Origin of the sequence: Rufibacter sediminis, from assembly GCF_014269285.1 — a bacterium.
GTDB lineage: Bacteria > Bacteroidota > Bacteroidia > Cytophagales > Hymenobacteraceae > Nibribacter > Nibribacter sediminis.
Genome location: NZ_JACOAF010000001.1, coordinates 220,428 through 239,513, shown reverse-complemented (window position 1 = coordinate 239,513; position 19,086 = coordinate 220,428). Strand labels below are relative to the sequence as shown.

The window sequence follows — 19,086 nt, the reverse complement described above, 5'->3', positions numbered from 1 at the left end:
GTTTTGGGGCTGTTTTCTGAAAACAGCCCCAAAACGGGAGTTCGGCTTTTATTAGCTGATTGACTTAGAAGTTCCGGTGTAAACGGCTCATCGAAGGTAGTTAGGAGTTGTGATTTCCTCTAATAGCAAGAATAATCAGGTTTGATCCCGTTTGGATTCGACCCAAAGACCTATCGTTGACGGGGGAGAACTAAATACTTTGACTAATGCTCTGTTTTAGGGATGTTTTCTGAAAAGTAGGCTTAAAACGGAACGTCAGTCAATAATAAACGGGGCCGGGCTAAAGCATAGGACAAATACAACCAACGCAAACCAACCCAGCAAAATCCGGCCTTTGCTTAGCGGGGCTTCGTTGGGGCTGGGCGGATGGAAAACGCCCAACACCCGCGATAGAATCAGCCCGAACACCAGCCAGCCGTTGTATCCCTGCACGTCGGGCCAGAGGAACTGAACCAGCACTTGGGCACTGAGTACCCCGGCGGCCAGCAGTACGCCTCGCCGAGGCTCGGGGAACAGCGGGCGGAACACGATGAACAGGTAGAGCGCGTAGCCAGCCCACATCCACCAGTCCTCCTCCGGGTTGATGTCCAGCGAAAGCAGCCCCAGGCCGGCATAGAAGATGAAGCCCGTGTACAGAATAGGGGACAAGCGGTTAAAACGTTCATAGCCCAACATGCCATACAGGATGTGTCCGCCGTCTAACTGCCCAATGGGTAACAGGTTGAGGGCCGTAAAGAACAGCGACAGGAATCCGGCAAAAAGGAAAGGATAATGCACGATCTCGTACCGGCTAGGCAGCAGGGCAGGATCCGCGACCAACTCTTCGAAAAGCCAGAACAGCAGGTTTCGGCCAATGGCCAGGTCATCGGCACGGGTATACACGTAATCGGCATAGTTCTGACCGAACACGCGGTACTCCGGGTGGATGGAGTAGAGGTACTCCTGCGATGGCAGGTGCGTAAAGCCGTATGTTAGTAAGGCCAGGGCCACCACAAAGCCCGCCAACGGACCCGCAATCCCGATGTCAAAGAACTCCTTTCGCGAGAAGATGCGCTCTTTGATCCGGATAAAGGCGCCCATGGTGCCAATGCCAAAGGTGACTCCCAGCCAGACGGGAATATAGTACGGGAGCGTCACCCGCACCCGGTAGTAGCGGGCCGTAAAGTAATGCCCAAACTCATGGGTGGTCAAAAAGCCCAGAAAACCTAGGGAGAACGCCAGCCCTCCGGCTATCTGGGTCCAGGTATCGGCTCCCGGCCAGACGAATCCATCTGCCCCATAAAAGAAAGACCTGCCATAGCGCCACTCCGCTCCCGCCATGGTGGTGGTGAACAGCGTGAGCAGGAAAAGGAACAGGTGCAGGGCCAGCTTACGCGCCATGTTCGGGCAGCGCCTCCTTCAGTGCCTGGTTGATGGTGAGGGGAGGAGCCAGGTGGAGGGTGTGCAGCCCTACTTTATTAGCGCCTTCAATGTGCTGGATGCTGTCATCAATGAACAGGGTCTCTTCGCGTTTTAGGCCGTTTTCCGTTAAAATACGCTCAAAGACTTCGCCGCCGGGCTTGCGCATCCGGGCTAGGTGCGAATAATAAGTTTTGTCAAAGAGGCTGTCCAGGCTGGGGATCCCGAAATTGTCTTCCACAATCTTGTTGAAGGCCAGCATGTGGATGGCGTTGGTGTTGCTGAGCAGGTACAGGCGGTAGTGCTTGCCCAGTTCGCGCAACAGTTCAATCCGCTCGGCGGGAATGTCCAGCAATAGGCTGTTCCAAGCTTCGTCAATCTGCTCATCCGTCGCTTCCAGGAAATACTCGGTCCGAAGTCCCTCCCGGAACTCCTCTGACGAAATATCGCCGCGTTCATACAGGTCAAAGAGCTCTGATTGCGCCTTCTGGCTGAAATCTACCTCAGCTCCCGTTTTGCCATAGGCTTTCAGGGCGTCTGTTCCTTTGGCGTAGTCGATGTTGATGATCACCCCGCCCAGGTCGAAGATGATATTTTTGATTGAAGAAAAGTCCACGATTAAAGAGTGCTTTATTTTGCGATTTAAAACACAAATTTGTAGAATTGCACTCCCAAATCAAAGATTTGGCCGGGCCTATAGCTCATTCGGTTAGAGCAACTGACTCATAATCAGTAGGTGCTTGGTTCGATTCCAAGTGGGCCCACTTCTTAATCAGCCACTTACGAGGTAAAACTTGTAAGTGGCTTTTTTGTTTGTACACAATTTGCACACACAGTGTATTGTTAAGTTTAGAACTACCTCTCTGGTTTCTGCCCGCTTTCGGCTGGATTTGATGTTTTTCTGTGGTCGTCATTATGGAGAATATGAAGACCTCCATCATGATCTTAATTAACTTCTAAGCCGCCTTTAGCCTAGGACTAAGCAAACTGAAGAAGAGGCAAATGCCTGGCGAATTTCATTCTTGGCGCTGCATCATCCATTTCTTGCCTGTACTTGGAAATGCTCATTCTGTACAAATACTGAATTATCTTTATAGTTTTTAGTAATTTTGAAAGCTGCAAAAGATTCTGCCGGTGACTTTGGGTCATTTGGTAGAGCTAATGTTATCAGCGGCAAGCGTTTAGAGTAATTACTTACCCATGCACCAAGAAATTGACTGGTCTGAAAAGATCATGAAGCACATCCCGGACATGCTCTGTTGCATAGACGGCCGGGGGCGTTTCGTGAAAGTTGCGGGGGCGAGCAGCAGGATCTTGGGGTATGAAGCCACTGAGCTGGAGGGTAAACCTTACCTGGAGTATGTACTTCCTGAGGATCGGGAGAGCACGCTGCTGGCAGCCCAGCAGGTGATGGGCGGACAAATGGCCTCTGCTTATGGGAATCGATTAATATGTAAAGATGGGAAAATTCTGCGGGTGGTGTGGTCCGCTGAGTGGTCTGCTGCGGAAAACCTGATGTTCTGCTCGGGGCGGGAAGTGGTCAAGGGCGAAATGGCTCGGTACAGAGACGAGCAGCCCCATTCCGGCATCCAGCTGGAAAAACTTGCCCTGGTCGCCAGCAAATCCAACAACGGAGTCTTGATCATAGACAAAGCCGGCATCATAGAGTGGGTGAATGACGGATTTACCCGGCTGCATGGGTATACGCTGGAAGAGGCCATCGGTCAGAAACCATCCTGTTTGTTGCATCACCCCAAGATGAACACGGCCATGTACTCGCCCATCGAAGAGAAACTTTCGCGGGGCGAATCGGCTACGTTTGAGGTGCTGAACCGCAAAAAAGACGGCGAAGGGCTGTGGGTGAGTGTGGAGATAAACCCGGTCTTCTCCGGGAGTGGTGCCATAGATCGGTTGGTGGTCATCCAGACCGATATCACCGAGCTGAAGACCTCTGAAATGGAATTGTCCAAACTGACGAAGGATCTCTACCGGCAGAACAGTGATCTACAGCAATTCACCTACATCGTCTCCCACAATTTAAGGGCGCCGGTGGCCAATATGATAGGTCTAACGGATCTCCTAAACACTGCCAGGAAGGATAGCGAGACCTTTGACACCTCCCTTACATACCTGCGGCAGGTGGTTTTTCAGTTAGACACCGTCCTGAAAGACATGAATACCATCCTGAGCATCCGCAACAACTCAGACGGTTTGCAGCGGGAAGCGGTGGATCTCAACGTTATCATCCGGCAGGTGCTGGCCTCCTTTGCGGAAGCTCTGCAGATTTCGGGCGCAAACGTAACTGTGGACATTGAGGAAGGGCAGGCAGTACTGGCCATCAAAGCCTACGTGTATAGCATCTTCTACAACCTGGTGTCAAACGCCCTGAAGTACCGGAGCACCAGCCGTCCGCTCCAGATCCGGGTGAAGTGCTTGGTGAATTCCGAGGCTGGCACGCTCCTTTCTTTCTCTGACAACGGTACCGGCTTTGACCTGGAGAAAGCCCGAAAGTATGTGTTCAAGATGTACAAGCGATTCCATGGCACGCAGGAGGGCAGGGGGCTGGGCCTCTACCTGATCAAGAACCACCTGGACACTATGGGAGGGCATATTGACGTGAGCAGCCGGCCCGGAAAAGGAACCAGGTTCCTGATCTATTTACCTAATTCCTGATTTATCTTTTGGTTCCTTTACCAACTGCTACCGGTTCGGGAATCATTTCACCTTCTGAGGAACGCCTACTGCAGGTGAGCCATAGAAGTTATCAAATTAAAGTTCTTCAATGGATACGAAATCTGAAAACATCGCCTGTTCTGGAATCGAGCAGGAACGGCTAGTCAGATGGAGCCAATATGTACTGCTAAACGAGACCGAGGCGAAAGCCGCTTTTCAGCACGTAACGGATATGGCGACCCGCATTTTCAACGTGCCCTGGGCCTTGGTGCATTTTATAGAGACTAAATCGGCTAAGTTCAAAACTAGCGTAAGTGCAGAGGCAGCTGTCTTCGTTGACCGGGAGATAGGGTGGGATGCACTGGCTTTTGCTGGAAAGGATGTCTTTTACGTGGAGAACCCCAATGAAGCTTCAGACCTTTTCCTGTCCCCATTCCTGCCCGAAAATGAGGAATTACGCTTTTACGCCGGGGCTCCCATCCGTTCCGCTGACGGAATTAACCTGGGCATACTTGCCATCGCGGATAAGAAGCCGCGTAAATTCTCTGTCCCCGACGAGGAAATATTGCTGGGCTTAGCCGCGGTGGTTCTGGACGAACTGGAGGAGTGGTATTGCCACTTTCCAAGCTCTGAAGATCTTCTCGCCTGAAAGACAAGGCACCTACTTATTCTGGAGGTTATCCTATTTGTTTTGTCAGTATCTTAGGTCAACTAGCAAGCGCTTCACATTCTAAATGGCTCCAGTTTTAAGCCTCTTTTTGAAAAACGAAGCTTGAAACGGATCTGTTGAATTGAGTAGATGATTGTAAAGCTTCCAGCTGTTTTTCAGGTCTTTTTAGTAAATGCCCTTCAAAAGGGAATCGTCATCTTAGAACGCAACTCTAATTGCCTCGGGTGAATCTTCAAAAGAGCCACTAAAAACTAAGGGAATTACATCCAAAAGCTTCTGAATTAAGTCATAGCAGCAACATTCTACCTCCATCAGAGTAAAGATGGCTATGACCGTTTCAGAACCATTCTATAAAAAAAGCACCCTTATCTTACTGGGAATCATTTTGTTGGTGTACGTGCTGGCCACTTTATCTGACATTCTGGTGCCCATTGCGTTTTCTTTGCTACTGGCTATTCTGCTGAATCCCTTGAACAGCCGGCTGATGCGCCTGAAAATACCCACGGTGCTGTCCATCGTCCTGACGTTGTTTATTGCTTTGTCGGTGCTGGGGATCATTCTGTATTTCCTCTCGTCCCAGATCATCCAGTTTGGCGAGATGGTACCCGCCTTAAAAACCAAGTTCGCCCAGATTCTCACAGATCTGCAGAATTTCGCCGAGACTACGTTTGGCGTCAGTATTCAGAAACAGACGCAGTTTCTGAAAGACACGGCCAGCAGCGGCAAAGCCTTAGTTGGAAGAACGGTGAGCGGCGTGCTGGGGATTTTTAGTTTGCTGTTCCTGATTCCGGTTTATATTTTCCTGTTCCTTTTATACAAACCCTTGATCCTGAACTTCCTGTTTGAGGTCTTTTCCACCAGGAACACCCAATCGGTAGCCGAGATTCTGCACGAAACCAAATCAGCGATCCAGAGTTACATTGTGGGCTTGCTCATAGAAGCCTCCATTGTGGCGGTCATGAATTCTGTGGCATTGACAATTCTGGGGGTGCCGTACGCCATTCTGCTTGGGGTGATCGGGGCCATTCTAAACCTGATTCCGTACGTGGGCGGATTGGTGGCCATTATCCTGCCCGTGCTCATGGCTACCGTCACCCAGGAGGGCTACACCACGCAACTGCTGATCATTGGCGCGTACGCCTTGATTCAATTCATTGATAACAACGTGCTCGTCCCTCGGATTGTCTCTTCCAAGGTGCAGATCAACGCCCTGATTTCTGTTCTGGCCGTATTGCTGGGCGGAGCCTTGTGGGGAGTGTCGGGCATGTTCCTGTCCATTCCCATGGTGGCGGTGCTCAAAATTATCTTCGACCGGATAGAGTACCTGAAGCCCTGGGGAAAACTCCTGGGAGATCAAATTCCCGCCAGTTACCCTGGGCAAATCTCCCCTGATGCCAAGGTGCCAGCCACAAACGAGAGAACAGAAAAGGTAGTGGATTCAGATGACCGGAATAAACCCCACTAGCAGTCTGCCCTTCTCGTTTTCAGGCGCTGTTTTGAGGCCGAATTCTGAAAAACAGGTTGAAAACAGCGGCTATTCGGTTGAAGCCTAAGCGAGCAGGTTGCCTTTCATTGAGCCTCTGTGCCACTTACCTTGAGCGATGTGACAGGCAAGCTGGAAGCAGCGCTTAGGTTACGCCGCTGAGGTGTTTAGAAAAGGCAGCGTTTCTTTTGCCGTTTCTTTAAAATCATGCAACGCTTTCAAATAGAGAAACAAATCTTTCTTCGGGTTCTCCAACATGTTCAACGCCTCCTGAATGAGCGTGTCAAGATGCCAGTAAACGCAGTCAAACTTTTCAGTGTCCTGAAAATCCTGTTGCTGCAGGATGCGGAGGTAAGAAGTAGCAATGACGAGGACCTCATCAATGGCTTCTCCACGCTCGTACATTTCAGACCTAAGCAGGGCTAGCACTTTGTCAGAGGTGCTGTCCTTCAGGGATTCTGGAGTTTCCTGTTCCGATGTTTCGTAAAAGTTTCCCATCGATTATCTCTAGTTGCCAAATTAGATTTTCTACACAAATGTAATTGATGGGAAAGTAAAATAAATTTCATTATTCAAATAACATGATGGGACAGGAGAAGTTATTTTCAACAATAACTGGCTAAATATAATCTATTTAACATAAATGATTGTGAAATGAATATTAGAAGACTTTCTGCTGATCTAATAGTAAGGTGAATACAAGAAGTAAATAGACCAGGATGAAATTATCAAGTGCAAATCAGGCGAAAGTTGTTCTTTGTTCTGGATTTTGAATTTAATTAATTAGCTGATTAATAAAGATTTAATTGAATATAAAATTAATGTATGTATCTGTGATCCAATAATTGTACTACTAGAAAGATGATAAATGAAGTATAATTTGAAATGAAAATGGGAGCGATTATTCTCTAAATGTAAAACTAACTGAACCGCTGGTTTCTCTTTTTCTTGATGATCTTATGTAGCGCCATTGTAATGGCATGAACTAATATCACTATTATAGATTTAGTAGAAGTTGTGCCTTTGTATTTTACATAAGAAGTACTACTTCTTAAATAGGGTAGTGGAGGTTGAATGGATAGCTCAAGATTATAAGGTAAAACCCGAACAAACCGCTCAGCAAAAATTGACCACCTCATGGGCATGATATAGTTGGTAAGTAATTTCCACATCCTTAACGGAGAGGTTCAAAATATTTCTGGATAATTCAAAGGGTCCTGTTAATTTAGCCCTGAACATCTATAATTTGAACGCACTATGTCTACTACTGACACTCAGAAACAAGCGCTTTTTCAGGAAATAGAGCAAGAACTGACCGCCAAAGGGTTTGGTATTGCCAATCAGGATCAAACCAGACCTTGGGGAGGCTTTTTTGTCATCGATGAAAACCAGGCCCAGCAATTTGCCGACACGTATTTTGACGGCATTTCGGTGGATGAGCTCAGAATATCAGGCAAACTAAGCCCCAAGATTCTGGTAGTGGCCCCCGAAAAGCGTCTTTCCTGGCAGTACCATCACCGTCGGGCCGAGATATGGAAAGTAGTGAAAGGCAAAGTGGGTGTAGTGACCAGCCCCACCGACGAAGAAGGGGAATTGCAGCGCCTGGAGCCGGGAGCGCTCATCACCCTGAAGCAATCTGAACGCCACCGCCTGGTAGGTTTGGAGGAGTGGGGCGTGTTAGCCGAGATCTGGCAACACACCGATAGCGAAAACCCTTCGAACGAAGATGACATTGTGCGGGTGCAGGACGACTTCGGCCGTTAGAATTGATAACCTTCGTCTGTAAAGCAACCAAAGGTAGTATAGTAACTATCTGATTCTAAAAGCTCCGTTCCGGGCCTGTTTTCTGCAAACAGGCTCGGAACGGAGCTTTTGAATTAAGCTTTGAGGGAAGCCTTTTTAGATTCGGCATTTAGACGGCACCTTAGGTATTTAGCCAAGCCCTTGTTGGTGTTCTCACCAACAGGCAAGGGAACAGCCCCTTGCTTCTCAGGGCAGCTAAACTGTTTCAGCTTCTGTGGAAGACAAACCATTCCTTCGTCAAAATCTTACAGAAATTTAATTGTCAGTAGAAGATGCATCTTCTGAGATTTTCTTGCATATAGCGTCTGTATTTGTTTCTAAAGCAGAATATCACTAGTATTAATACGTAGGGCTGGCCCTGAACTTTTCTCTTCCGGTGAAGCAAGAATTGAAACCGCGCCTGGCCTTACCTAGAGAAGAACTTTACGTTACCGCGTCTATTACTTTATGGGAAATTACAGCAAGTGGTATCATCCGTATACCATTAATGAGAAGTACAGTGAGCGAGTGGCTTACTTCAGCATGGAGTTTGGAATTCACCAGGCCCTGAAAATCTATTCCGGCGGATTGGGGTATTTGGCGGGGTCGCACATGCGCAGCGCCTATGAACTCCGCCAGAACATGATTGGCATAGGCATCCTTTGGCGCTATGGCTACTATGACCAGGTGCGGCAGGAAGACCAGTACATGGCGGCTCAGTTCCAGAAGAAGTTCTACACCTTTCTGGAAGACACCGGCATTATGGTGCAGGTGAACATCCACAACAACCCCGTTTGGGTCAAAGCGCTGGTGCTGCCCGCCGACACCTTCGGGACGGTGCCCATGTACTTCCTCACCACTGACATCCCCGAAAACGATTATCTGAGCCGCACCATTACCCACCGCCTCTATGACCCGGAACTTCCCACCCGTATTGCCCAAAGCATTATTCTGGGCATCGGCGGAGCCAAAGTAGTGGAGACCTTGGGCGGATGCGCCATTTACCACATGAACGAAGCCCACGCCTTGCCGCTGGTGTTCCACCTTTTTGACCGCTACCGCGATGTGCACGAGGTGAAAAAACGGATGGTCTTTACCACCCACACCCCAGAAAAAGCCGGCAACGAGGAGCACGATGTAGACCTGCTGGCCAAAATGTCCTTCTTCGGGGCTTTGCCCGTGGAGGAAGCCCGCCGTATTTCCGGGGCCCACGGCACCAGCCTCAACTACACCTTGACGGCTTTGCGCCTCTCCAAGATGTCCAACGGAGTATCCAAACTGCACGGCGAGGTGTCCAGGGAGATGTGGTACGGCAACGAGGGAATCAGCGAGATCAAGTCCATTACCAACGCCCAGAACATCACCTACTGGCAGAACCCCGAGTTGAGGAAGGCGCTGGAAACCAACGATGACGAGCGTCTGGTGCAGCTGAAAGCCGAGATGAAAAAGCCGCTCTTTGACATTGTGGCCGACCAGACCGGGAAAATCTTCAAGAACGATGTGCTCACCATTGTGTGGGCCCGCCGCTTCGCCGCCTACAAACGCGCCGATCTGCTGCTCTATGACCTGCACCGCTTTTTTGAACTCGTGAACCGCGAGGGGCAGCCGGTACAGGTGATCTGGGCCGGGAAACCGTATCCGTTTGATTACGGCGCCATCAGCATCTTCAATAAACTGATTGACATTTCGCATGAGAAGAAGAACGTGGCCGTGTTGACGGGCTACGAACTGGACCTCTCGGCCAAGCTGAAATATGGCGCCGATATCTGGCTGAACACGCCGCGCCGCCCCAGGGAAGCCTCCGGTACCAGCGGCATGACCGCCGCCATGAACGGAGCCATCAACTTCTCGGTGCAGGACGGTTGGATTCCCGAATTTGGCAAGCATGGCGAGAACAGCTTCCTGTTCCCCATCGTGGATACCACGCTCCCGGATCTTGAGCAGGACCATCAGGACTACGAGAACATGATGAGCATTCTGGAGAACGAGATTATCCCGGCCTATTACCAGGACCGCAAGAAATGGGTCAACATCATGAAGCAGAGCATGCGTGACGTGACCGCCTACTTCGGTTCAGAGCGCATGGCCGATGAGTATTACCACCTCATGTACCAGGACGGCAAATAAGCCGCTGGCCTGAGTTTACGCTTGCAGCAAAGCCGCCGGGGGGGCTCTCTCCCGGCGGCTTTTTTTATACGGGAGGAGGGAAGAGGTGCGGGAAAGCGATGCTGGTTCAGAGGGCTAGCCCGTTCCCAAAGGGTACTTTTAACTTATGTTCGTTTTTTGCCCGATTTTCAGAAAACAAGCCGTAAACACCTGGCCGGGTCTACATTAACTGCGTAGAAAGAAGTCAGTTTCACAGAGGGTACTGGCACAAAAGTGGGTTTTCCAGGGGATTGCCCCTTGAAGAAGCGTACCTTTGCCCTCTTTGGCTTATTCTTATGACGCGTAAACAATATTTTCTGATTATCCTGATTCTGGGTTCCCTCTCCACCATCAGTCCCTTCTCCATTGACATGTACCTGCCGGGTTTTCCGGCCATTGCCCAGGACCTGAACACCACCATCTCCAAAGTACAGCTTTCGTTAACCGCTTATCTGATAGGAATTTCGGCCGGGCAGCTGCTCTACGGCCCTTTGCTGGACCGTTTCGGGCGGAAGTACCCGCTGTACGTGGGCTTGGGCGTGTACGTGCTGGCTTCCATCGGCTGCGCCCTGTCTACCTCCGCTGACATGCTTATTGCCATGCGGTTTCTGCAGGCCGTGGGCGGCTGTGCGGGCATGGTGGCGGCCCAGGCGCTGGTACGCGATCTGTTCCCGGTGTCCGAGACGGCCAAGGTGTTTTCCTGGCTGATTCTGGTGATCGCCGTTTCGCCCATGATTGCGCCCACCGTGGGCGGCTACATGACGGCGGCGTTCGGCTGGCCTTCGGTGTTCATCGCCTTGGGTGCCATCACGCTGGCAATCCTGATCGCGATTTTCTTCGCCCTCCCCGAAGGGAAGCAACCAGACCCCGGCATGTCGCTGAAGCCGAAGGCGGTGCTGGGAAATTTCCTAGCCGTGTTGCGGAACCCTCAGTTTCTGGTGTACACCCTGGTGGGCGGCATTGCCTCGGCGGCACCATTCGGCTACATCTCAGGCTCGCCGGATGTGTTCATGAACATCTACAAAGTAAGCGAGCAGGAGTACGGCTGGATTTTCGCGATCCTGTCGGTGGCCATGATCGGTTCCCCGCAGTTCAACCACATCTTGCTCCGGAAACTGAAAAGCGACCAGATCATCAGAATGGGGCTGATGTACCAGACCGTGGTTGGCGCCCTGATGGTGGTTGGCGTGTACGCCGGTTGGTACGATAAAATGGGCTTGATCATTGTCCTGTTCCTGTTTCTGCTGGGGCAGGGGCTTACGGCGCCCAACGCCTCGGCGCTGTCCTTGGCTCCGTTCTCCAAGTTTGCGGGCAGCGCCTCGGCCTTGGGCGGAAGTTTCAGGATGGGCATCGGGGCGTTGGTGTCGGGAGCCGTGAGTTTGCTGCACAACGGAACGGCCTTGCCCATGGTGATCGTGATGACCTCCTGCACCGTGCTGGGCATTTTGATCTACTTCATCGGGCAGAGCAGCGCCGCCAACTACCGTGCCGCCGAACTATCCGGAGCCGTTCCGGAGATGTAATCTTTCCTCCTGAAATGAATCGCCCGTTTAGGGGCTGTTTTCTGAAAACGGCTCTTAAACGGGCGATTTGCTTTAGCGGGAACTCGTAATCGATGACTTGGTTGACAGCCCGAATCTACTTTGAGTCAAGCTGTAGGCGAAGATTTTAATCCTCAGGTGGAGGTCTTATCTGACCAGGGGTTCATCAGTTTAACTCCCCGACCTGGGCCACAAGGAGGGCTTCTGTGCTGGCGGTGACGTTGACGAGATGGAACGCTGGTTCGCCGCGGGCCATTCGCCATCGCCAATCTGCTTGGGAAATGGTTTGGTGACGGCCGTTGTCCATCCACCAGGCGGTGTGCAGGCGGTCCTGGCCTTTTTCCAGAATACCGGTGAAAATGATCTTGCCGTTGACCTGCTTCTCAGACACGTGCTTGAACTGGTAGCCGCTGCCTTCCCAGCAGATCATGGGGTGGTGCTCAGTGGAATAGAAGGCCCGCACGGGTTTCATGTACACCAAAGCCTGTCCGTTGGTGAATTTGGTGACGCCATCCTGAAGAATGGTCTTCTCAAACCCGGGGATGGTCTGTCGGGATGTAAGTTGCGGAGATTTCCGGTCTGTTTGCACCTGGTAGCCCACGCCGGCCAGGCAGAGCAGGAGAAGCAGGTGCAGCGTCACCGTCTCTTTGGATGGGTTTTCCTGTTTTGAGGCTTCTTTCGGGAAATCAGCTTTAAAACGGCTTCTGTTTTTAGTGAATTTCACCAGCAGGTAAAACGGCAGGAGGGCGTACAGAACCAGGCAGATCAGGCCCACGGCATCGTGCATGAGATCCTCGGGGCCAATCCGGAGGATGACCAGTACTAGAATCCGGAGGAGGTTGGCCCCCAGGTTCAGCAGGAGCATGGCGGCCAACAAGACGGTGAGCTGCCAGAGCGGCCAGGGTTTATGCTGCGTGCGGTGCAGGTGCGCCAACAGAAAAACCCCAATCATCAAGGAGAACGACAGCATGTGCAGGCCCGCGCAGGCGGGGTCCACGGAGAACTCCTCGCCGTCCAGCAGCAGTAGATTCCCCACCGCCTCCACCTTGGTGTAGCTCACACTCAGGAGAACCGCCGCGGCTTTGGTAAGCTGCAAGCGCAGCGGAAAACTCAGGATCTCGGAGACGTACCTGAAAATGGGGGAGGCCACCGCCAGCATCAGGAGGGCGTATCCGCCCGATCTGCCCATTACCGTTTGCAGGAAAACCCAGAACGCCAGCAGCAGGGCGAAGAAATACAACGTGGTGATCTTGTAAAAAGCCGCCATGAGCAGCAGGCAAACCAACCCGATTAGTAGAAACGGGGAGGATTTCCTTTTGATAGCAGGCAACGTAATGAACGGCAGCAAGGCCAAACCCAGCACCCACTGCGGGTCCCAGAGCAGGTACTGGCGCAGGAAAAACCCCGCCACCAGTACATACCCTATTCCCAACGCAACGGTCGGTTTTAGGGCCGTTTTCCGGAAAAGAGCCCCAAAGGGGAAAGCGACAGCGCTCATGAGAACAGCCGAGGTTTGAGTACGGAGAAGGACACTACCAGAATCACCAGGAAGATGAGCGCCCATTCGTGCGGCTCGGGCACGGCCCCAGACGATTTCACGCTGGCATTGCCCAGGCTGTTCTTGCTTTCTTCAATCCCGAACCGCTCGTAATCCCGCTGGGTTTCCAGCACCACCAGACTGGAAAGCGGGCTCACCACGTTGGCCTGCGTGGCCTCTTCAATCAGCTTTTCTTCCAGGTAAGTCTTCTCAAAATACCTCGGCCCGATCTGCTGGAGCAAGTGGTTGTAGGCGAACAGCCGCATCAGGTGATCGGGCCCGGCGGCGGACGAATCAGCCGTGCCGGCGCGCGTGATTTTCACCCCGGCGGCTTCCAGAAAGACGGCGTTTGCCTCCGTGGGCGGTTGCAAAAACTGCTTCTGCTTTAACAGCCCCACCAACTTTTCCAGCGAGCCCTGGTCATACTGCAGCAGGCTTAGTTCCTTCATGGTTTTGGTGTAAGGCGAAAGCGTAGAACCCAGCTGGAAGAACCGGATGGCTCCCTGTTTTGGGGCTGCTTTCGCGAAATCATCGGCAAAACGGCTGCTTTTCAGGTCGCTCAGGTTGGGAGAACTGTCAGGGGTGCCTTTGCTGATGACCAGGGCCTGCACCGGATCTTTGACCAGGTGCAGCGGAAACAGCGAGTAATTCAGCTGGTGCAGCTCCCGGAAGATCTCAGCTTGGTTCTCCGGCGTCAGTTTCGTCATAACACCGCCGGTGAAAGCATACACCTTCGCGTGCTTGGCCGCCTGCAAAACGGTGCTGAACTCTTCCTCGGTCCAGGCTTTGTTCAGGTCCAGGTACACACGGGCGGGGGCGAAGGACGTGAGGACGGGCGTGTACGCCTGCATCTGGTAAGCTTGTCCGGCAAAGGAGAACGGTTGGGAGCTGAGGGCCGGGGCCGGTAGCCGGAGGGTCCAGTCTGGTTCGTAGTCTCCGTAGCGCTCATACCGGTTTGAGGAGGCTTTTCGGAATTCATCGGGTAAACGGAGAGCCGAGGTGCCGTCCTCTACCCGTAGCACGGTGGTTTCAGAGGCGTTTTGCGCCGAAGGTCCGTCAAAGTAGATATTTTCGTAGACCAGTTGGCCATCCTCCAGCCGCAGCGGAGAAGTTACTCCAATCTTGAACTGCCGGCTTTCCTGCGGCGTGCAGGGGAAGACCCGCACGCTCACGGTATTGCCTTCCTGCCAGTGCACCACAGAGGGGTCTCTTACTTCCACACCCACCACGGTTTTGTAGGCGCTGTCGGCTTTGCTTTGGGTGGTGAGGTAGCCTTTTTCCTCTACCCCGTTGATCCAGAGGGAAAGCGAGGTGACCACACTGCCTTCGGGCAGATGGAAGGTGAAAATCGCTTCTTCCTCTCCCCAGTGACGAGGCAGGCTGTTGCGGATGGACAGGATTTTCTCTGTGTAGCTGAAACGGTACTGCGGGTAAAGTTGGGCGTGCGTGATGACGTTGCTGGTGGAGAGGTGCTTCCCGGACCAAAGACGTTCCTGTGCGGCGTGGCGGGTACCAAACCGGCTCTCCATGATTTTAATGCGTTCCTCGCGGGTTAACTCCGGTTTCCCGAACAGCCGGGTGGCGAGCACCACCAGCGGGTCATGGCGCTGCAATTCCTCAAACCGCCGCTCGGGCGTCCCGAAAGCCTCAAAGGACTCAGAGGCGGCCTGGTACACAAAATCAGACTGCACGATGCGCTCAAAGATGGGCGTAGTGGGAATCTGCTGGCTCAGCACCACCCAGCGCGGAAGGTCCTGCCGGTCCTGCACCTGGTAGGAGTTCAGGATGCGGGTGATTTTATCGTGGCCGGCCTGCCAGAGGCTCAGGTACACCAATGCAAACAGCACCGGCACCAGAATGCCCACCACAAACGTGCGGGTCATGCCCGTATCTTCCCGGTACATCCGTTTGGCCGTAACCAACAGGTAAAATACTGTACTCACCGGAACGAAGAGGTGCAAACCTAGCCCCAGCGCCAGAGCGCCTATAACCCCCGCCCAATAATAGGGGGTGAGGTAAATGGCATAATAGCCCAGCAACACCACGCCCGTGCCCAGCAGAAACACCACCACCAGCTGCAGACCCCTCGGCAGGAAAAACCGGAAAGCATACGCGATCATGGCCCCTGCTACCACCATCAGCCACCCCGTCAGCCAGTCCACGCTGGGGTTGAATATCGTGAGCTCTTTGTTCAGGGAGAAACAGCTGATGAGGCCCAGCACCAGGAAAAGCAGGAGGGGATCCAGGTAAGAGAGCGGGGCCTTGAATCGGAAGCCCTTTTGGAGGAGCAAAGCAACAAAGTATCCTACTGCCAGCAGGTAATTCACCAGGAAAAGCGAGTTTTCATTTCTACCGTTGTCATCGGTCAACTGCCATTCCTGGAAGACGAAGAGCCCGTAGGAGGCTAGAATGCAGAGGAGGCCTGCTTTAAGGAGGGGTTTGAGGACCTGACGTGGGGAAGGAATTACTTCCTTTGATTTTTCTAAAGTACTTTGTAATTCAAAGTTCATGGTTAAATTTTTTTGGTTGAAAATTGGATCTATTGTTTAAAATGAGTTTCTCCAGGGCATTCAGGTGTTGTTGAAAGGCTTGTTTCCCGGTAGATGTGGCGGCATAGGTGGTGTTGGGCTTCCGGTCCACGAATTGTTTCTCCACCCGCAGGTAAGCCGCCTCCTCCAGGGCGCGCAGGTGACTGGCCAGGTTGCCGTCGGTGAGGTGCAGGGTTTCCCTGAGCTTCGCGAACTCCACTTTCTCCTGCACCAGCAGCACCGACATAATGCCCAGCCGCGCCTTGCTTTCAAACGCTTTGTCCATGTCTTCAAGATAGTTCTTCACGTGTGCGCTGGTGCCTCCCGTTCATATTTGACATACATGATGGTGCCGTACAGAATGTGCAGCAGCCCAAACCCGATGGTCCAGGAAAGCAGACCGTACCCGATGAAGAAGCACGCCACCAGGCCCAAGCCAATTTCTGAAAGTCCCAGAAACCGGATGTCGCGCAGCGTGTATTTGCTCGCGTTCAGCAAAGCCAATCCGTAGAAGATGAGCATGGCCGGGGCAATCAGGTAAACGAGGCCGTGGTAAAGCAGCGCCCCACAGAAAATTCCTCCGGCGACCAGCGGCAAGGCCAGGTTGAGCAGCAAGCGTTTCGCCTGGCTGTCCCAGATGGTTTGCCGGTTTTGCCGGGCTTTGCGCTGCGTGAAGTAAATACCAGATCCCAGCGCCAGTACCAGCACCACCGCGGCCACTGCGCCCAGGAAAAAGATCGTGTCCCAATTAGGGGTAGTTTGGTAAAAAGAGCGCGAAAGCAGGTAATGGCTCCCTAGGTACCACTTCACCACCCCGGCGCCCAGCAACGCGCATACGCCTGCCGCTACCCCCGACAAGCCACTCAACGACAGGAAACGGGAGGACCGGTCCATGATGCTCCTGATCTCTCTCAGGTTTTCCAGGTGCTGTAGATGTGTGTTCATGTAAAGTACTTTGAGTTTCAAAGTTAGTAGTACTGCCGAGTTCTCCAATAGGTTACCGAAAATAAATTTTACCTCTGCGGAAAGGTGCTCTGCATCCTGAAACTATCAGGTCTGGCCGGAAGCATCTTTCTTTCCAAGGTTTAACCACTTCACTCGTTTTAAGGCTGTTTTACCGGAAATAGCCCAAAAACGCAGGAGATACCTGAAGGAAGTGATGGCGTTTGCATTATTCCAGAGGCCTGAATCCAGGGTGCTGGCTGTGGATGGGGAGCTGAGGCGGGTTTACATGTCTATAAGTAGCAGATAGGGAGGAACGCCTGGGCCAGAATCTGTTCTGAATTTAACATTTTAATACTATTTTTAGCAAAACAAACCCAAAACAGGCCCGGTGGCTGTTGCTCACCGGCGTTGATTCTTTAGAAAGTTATGATGGCACCAGTGGGTACCCCTTTCCCTTGCCCTTCCTGTAGTACCAGCCTTGTCTTCAAAACCGAGTTCACCTTGTCGCAGGTTTGCCCCAGTTGCCGGACCATCGTGCGAAAAGCAGGGGTGGAGGGAGCGGTTCTTCAGCAGGCCTCGCCCATGAAAGAGGTCCTGAATATAGTGCAGCTAGGCACCACGGGTATGTTCCAGGGAGAAGCCTTTGAGGTGATTGGCCGTATTCAGTACTTTTTCTCCGAAGGGTACCGCAATCACTGGTTTGTCCTGTTTGCCAGCGGCAAGACCAGATGGCTGGGCGACTGGGCCGGAAATTACAGCCTCTTTCAGGAATCCAACTACACCGGCTTAACCTCAGTACTCAGTGCGGCCATCGGAGATAACCTTACGTTGATGGACGTTGCGCTGGAGGTGGAAATTATTGACAAGGTGAAAAGCATCTATTGGGAAGGAGAGGTGCCTGAGCAGGGGCTTCTGGAGCAGGGGTTTACCTCCCTGGAGCTGTTCCGGACCGATGGGCAGATGGGCCTCGTGCACGCCACCTCGTACGGGCCGCCCCATGCCTATTTGGGCTGGTACGTTGAGTTAAAGGATTTATCACTTCAAGGAACCCGGGTACACCATGAATGGCTTTGAGGTGAACGAGAAGGGCACCCTTCCGGCGCAGCCGCTGCAAGTGACGTGTCCGCAGTGCAAGAACACGATAGAGCTGTTTACGTTTGCCCAGGCCAAAAGCGTGTGCTGCCAAAAGTGTTTCTATCTGTCTGAAGTAAAGGACGATCGGCTGGTTCCCATCCAGGCGATTGACAAGGAACGAATCGAGCCGTTGTTGCCCATCGGGCGGGAAGGTAAAATCAAGGATGTGCGGTACCGGGTCGTGGGGTTTCTGGTGTACAAAGAGCAGAACCTTAAATACCGCTGGCGGGAGTACGTGCTCTTCAACCCGGTGCACGGGTACGCTTACCTGTCTGAGTATGACGGGCACTGGACTTTCTTCCGGTATATCTTTGATTTTTCCATCGGGGCCCGGAGAACGCAGGCGGAAGTGTATTATCTGGATCGGGAGTTCAAGCTTTACAACAAATACAGGTCTCAGGTCATGGCCGCGCGCGGCGAGTTCTTCTGGGCCACCCACAAAGACACCAGCCAGTACCTGGAGTACATTGCGCCGCCGTACATGCTCACGCTTTCGGTGAATAGAACCGAGCAGAGCTGGATGTTGGGCGAGCACCTGGAGCCCGAGGAGGTGAAACAGGCCTTCGCGCTGGAAGGGGCCATGCCAGACCGGCTGGATGTAGGCGCGGTAGAACCTTTTTCGCAGAACTTCTCCTTTAGATACAGTGCCACCTTGGCCGGCTGGGCCGCCGGCATTCTATTGGTGATTCAGGTGCTGTTTTCCCTCTTCCACCAGAATAAGGTGCTGCTGGACCAAACCTATACCCTCACCGAAGAAGTTGGCAAAGGAACCTTGCTGCCATTGCCGGGCCCCACCATAGACATTGGTTCCTCTTTTCTGGGTTCCACCAACGTGCAGGTATTTCTCCGGGCACCGGTCACCAACACCTGGTTTGCCACGGGGATCTCGCTTTTGAACGTGAAAACGGGCCGCGAATACTTTGTAGAGGTAGGGGTGGAGTTTTACAGCGGCTATGAAGACGGCGAACGCTGGTCTGAGGGCAGCCCCGGCACCGACCATATTCTTTCCTCGCTTCCCAGCGGTACCTACCAGGTGTACCTACAGCCTTCGCGGGAGGGTTTCGCCTTCGGGGCCAGTCGGCCGGAGTCGTTTCACCTTATGCTGGTGCAGGATGTGCCCATCTGGTCCAACTTCTGGATTGCTTTGCTGCTTCTGGCGGCCGTACCGGCGGTGCAGGGTATGCGGCACTACAACTTTGAAAAGAACCGCTGGATGAACAGCGATTATTCACCTTATGAACAGGAGTAAG

Annotated in this window: 15 protein-coding genes and 1 tRNA gene; 9 read left to right on the top strand and 7 right to left on the bottom strand. The window is 52.6% G+C overall.

All coding sequences use genetic code 11. The annotated features are described in order from the left end of the window. Window positions 1-255: 255 nt before the first annotated feature. Both H7U12_RS01025 and H7U12_RS01020 read right to left on the bottom strand, forming a co-directional pair. On the bottom strand, window positions 256-1,380 hold the full coding sequence (locus H7U12_RS01025; protein ID WP_186631490.1) for a site-2 protease family protein: 1,125 nt from the start codon (window positions 1,378-1,380) through the stop codon (window positions 256-258). After that, window positions 1,370-2,014, bottom strand: a complete 645-nt coding sequence (locus H7U12_RS01020) for an HAD family hydrolase (RefSeq protein ID WP_186631487.1) — start codon at window positions 2,012-2,014, stop codon at window positions 1,370-1,372. The genes H7U12_RS01025 and H7U12_RS01020 overlap by 11 nt, the downstream gene beginning before the upstream one ends. A gap of 74 nt (window positions 2,015-2,088) precedes the next feature. Between H7U12_RS01020 and H7U12_RS01015 the strand changes: the two genes are divergently transcribed. The 4 genes from H7U12_RS01015 (at window position 2,089) to H7U12_RS01000 (ending at window position 6,206) form a co-directional block, all read left to right on the top strand. Further along, a tRNA-Ile gene (locus tag H7U12_RS01015) sits at window positions 2,089-2,162 on the top strand. A gap of 436 nt (window positions 2,163-2,598) precedes the next feature. After that, complete coding sequence (locus H7U12_RS01010; protein ID WP_186631484.1) at window positions 2,599-4,071, top strand: PAS domain-containing sensor histidine kinase; 1,473 nt, start codon at window positions 2,599-2,601, stop codon at window positions 4,069-4,071. A gap of 109 nt (window positions 4,072-4,180) precedes the next feature. Next, entirely contained in the window at window positions 4,181-4,720 is a 540-nt protein-coding gene (locus tag H7U12_RS01005) for a GAF domain-containing protein (protein ID WP_186631481.1), read from the top strand. A 349-nt stretch (window positions 4,721-5,069) separates the two neighbouring features. After that, window positions 5,070-6,206, top strand: a complete 1,137-nt coding sequence (locus H7U12_RS01000) for an AI-2E family transporter (protein ID WP_186631478.1) — start codon at window positions 5,070-5,072, stop codon at window positions 6,204-6,206. Window positions 6,207-6,374: 168 nt separating this feature from the next. Here H7U12_RS01000 and H7U12_RS00995 read toward each other — a convergent pair whose 3' ends face one another. Beyond that, entirely contained in the window at window positions 6,375-6,722 is a 348-nt protein-coding gene (locus H7U12_RS00995; protein ID WP_186631475.1) for a hypothetical protein, read from the bottom strand. Window positions 6,723-7,481: 759 nt separating this feature from the next. Here H7U12_RS00995 and H7U12_RS00990 point away from each other — a divergent pair. From H7U12_RS00990 to H7U12_RS00980, 3 genes are all read left to right on the top strand, one after another. Then, window positions 7,482-7,988, top strand: coding sequence for a cupin domain-containing protein (locus H7U12_RS00990; RefSeq protein WP_186631472.1), 507 nt, complete (start codon window positions 7,482-7,484; stop codon window positions 7,986-7,988). A 486-nt stretch (window positions 7,989-8,474) separates the two neighbouring features. Continuing rightward, a complete protein-coding gene (glgP, locus tag H7U12_RS00985) occupies window positions 8,475-10,133 on the top strand; it encodes an alpha-glucan family phosphorylase (protein ID WP_186631469.1) in 1,659 nt (552 codons plus the stop codon). Between the two features lie 314 nt (window positions 10,134-10,447). Continuing rightward, a complete protein-coding gene (locus H7U12_RS00980) occupies window positions 10,448-11,674 on the top strand; it encodes a multidrug effflux MFS transporter (protein ID WP_186631466.1) in 1,227 nt (408 codons plus the stop codon). Between the two features lie 184 nt (window positions 11,675-11,858). On the opposite strand, the gene xrtN is transcribed toward H7U12_RS00980, so the two are convergent. Genes xrtN through H7U12_RS00960 form a run of 4 tightly spaced genes read right to left on the bottom strand, consistent with a single transcriptional unit; the run spans window position 11,859 to window position 16,702 of the window. Next, the gene (xrtN, locus tag H7U12_RS00975; RefSeq protein WP_186631464.1) at window positions 11,859-13,190 is read right to left on the bottom strand and encodes an exosortase N; all 1,332 of its coding nucleotides are present in this window, start codon (window positions 13,188-13,190) and stop codon (window positions 11,859-11,861) included. Beyond that, window positions 13,187-15,739 (bottom strand): XrtN system VIT domain-containing protein, encoded by a 2,553-nt coding sequence (locus H7U12_RS00970; protein ID WP_186631461.1) that lies wholly within the window; start codon window positions 15,737-15,739, stop codon window positions 13,187-13,189. The genes xrtN and H7U12_RS00970 overlap by 4 nt, the downstream gene beginning before the upstream one ends. After that, the gene (locus H7U12_RS00965) at window positions 15,729-16,064 is read right to left on the bottom strand and encodes a winged helix-turn-helix domain-containing protein (RefSeq protein ID WP_377163046.1); all 336 of its coding nucleotides are present in this window, start codon (window positions 16,062-16,064) and stop codon (window positions 15,729-15,731) included. Before H7U12_RS00965 ends, H7U12_RS00970 begins: the two co-directional genes overlap by 11 nt. Further along, on the bottom strand, window positions 16,061-16,702 hold the full coding sequence (locus H7U12_RS00960) for a hypothetical protein (protein WP_186631458.1): 642 nt from the start codon (window positions 16,700-16,702) through the stop codon (window positions 16,061-16,063). Before H7U12_RS00960 ends, H7U12_RS00965 begins: the two co-directional genes overlap by 4 nt. Before the next feature lie 426 nt (window positions 16,703-17,128). On the opposite strand from H7U12_RS00960, the gene H7U12_RS00955 reads away from it, so the two are divergent. Both H7U12_RS00955 and H7U12_RS00950 read left to right on the top strand, forming a co-directional pair. Then, the gene (locus tag H7U12_RS00955) at window positions 17,129-17,776 is read left to right on the top strand and encodes a hypothetical protein (RefSeq protein WP_186631455.1); all 648 of its coding nucleotides are present in this window, start codon (window positions 17,129-17,131) and stop codon (window positions 17,774-17,776) included. Next, window positions 17,763-19,085 (top strand): DUF4178 domain-containing protein, encoded by a 1,323-nt coding sequence (locus tag H7U12_RS00950; protein WP_186631452.1) that lies wholly within the window; start codon window positions 17,763-17,765, stop codon window positions 19,083-19,085. The genes H7U12_RS00955 and H7U12_RS00950 overlap by 14 nt, the downstream gene beginning before the upstream one ends. Window position 19,086: the final 1 nt, after the last annotated feature.

What these genes read in the sequence shown, in the direction of transcription:
- H7U12_RS00970 (WP_186631461.1), bottom strand. Translation starts at nt 15,739, where the DNA reads ATGAACTTTGAATTACAAAGTACTTTAGAAAAATCAAAGGAAGTAATT.
- H7U12_RS00950 (WP_186631452.1), top strand. Translation starts at nt 17,763, where the DNA reads ATGAATGGCTTTGAGGTGAACGAGAAGGGCACCCTTCCGGCGCAGCCG.
- H7U12_RS01010 (WP_186631484.1), top strand. Translation starts at nt 2,599, where the DNA reads ATGCACCAAGAAATTGACTGGTCTGAAAAGATCATGAAGCACATCCCG.
- H7U12_RS00980 (WP_186631466.1), top strand. Translation starts at nt 10,448, where the DNA reads ATGACGCGTAAACAATATTTTCTGATTATCCTGATTCTGGGTTCCCTC.
- H7U12_RS00995 (WP_186631475.1), bottom strand. Translation starts at nt 6,722, where the DNA reads ATGGGAAACTTTTACGAAACATCGGAACAGGAAACTCCAGAATCCCTG.
- H7U12_RS01025 (WP_186631490.1), bottom strand. Translation starts at nt 1,380, where the DNA reads ATGGCGCGTAAGCTGGCCCTGCACCTGTTCCTTTTCCTGCTCACGCTG.
- H7U12_RS00955 (WP_186631455.1), top strand. Translation starts at nt 17,129, where the DNA reads ATGATGGCACCAGTGGGTACCCCTTTCCCTTGCCCTTCCTGTAGTACC.
- H7U12_RS01005 (WP_186631481.1), top strand. Translation starts at nt 4,181, where the DNA reads ATGGATACGAAATCTGAAAACATCGCCTGTTCTGGAATCGAGCAGGAA.
- H7U12_RS01000 (WP_186631478.1), top strand. Translation starts at nt 5,070, where the DNA reads ATGACCGTTTCAGAACCATTCTATAAAAAAAGCACCCTTATCTTACTG.
- glgP (WP_186631469.1), top strand. Translation starts at nt 8,475, where the DNA reads ATGGGAAATTACAGCAAGTGGTATCATCCGTATACCATTAATGAGAAG.
- xrtN (WP_186631464.1), bottom strand. Translation starts at nt 13,190, where the DNA reads ATGAGCGCTGTCGCTTTCCCCTTTGGGGCTCTTTTCCGGAAAACGGCC.
- H7U12_RS00990 (WP_186631472.1), top strand. Translation starts at nt 7,482, where the DNA reads ATGTCTACTACTGACACTCAGAAACAAGCGCTTTTTCAGGAAATAGAG.
- H7U12_RS00960 (WP_186631458.1), bottom strand. Translation starts at nt 16,702, where the DNA reads ATGAACACACATCTACAGCACCTGGAAAACCTGAGAGAGATCAGGAGC.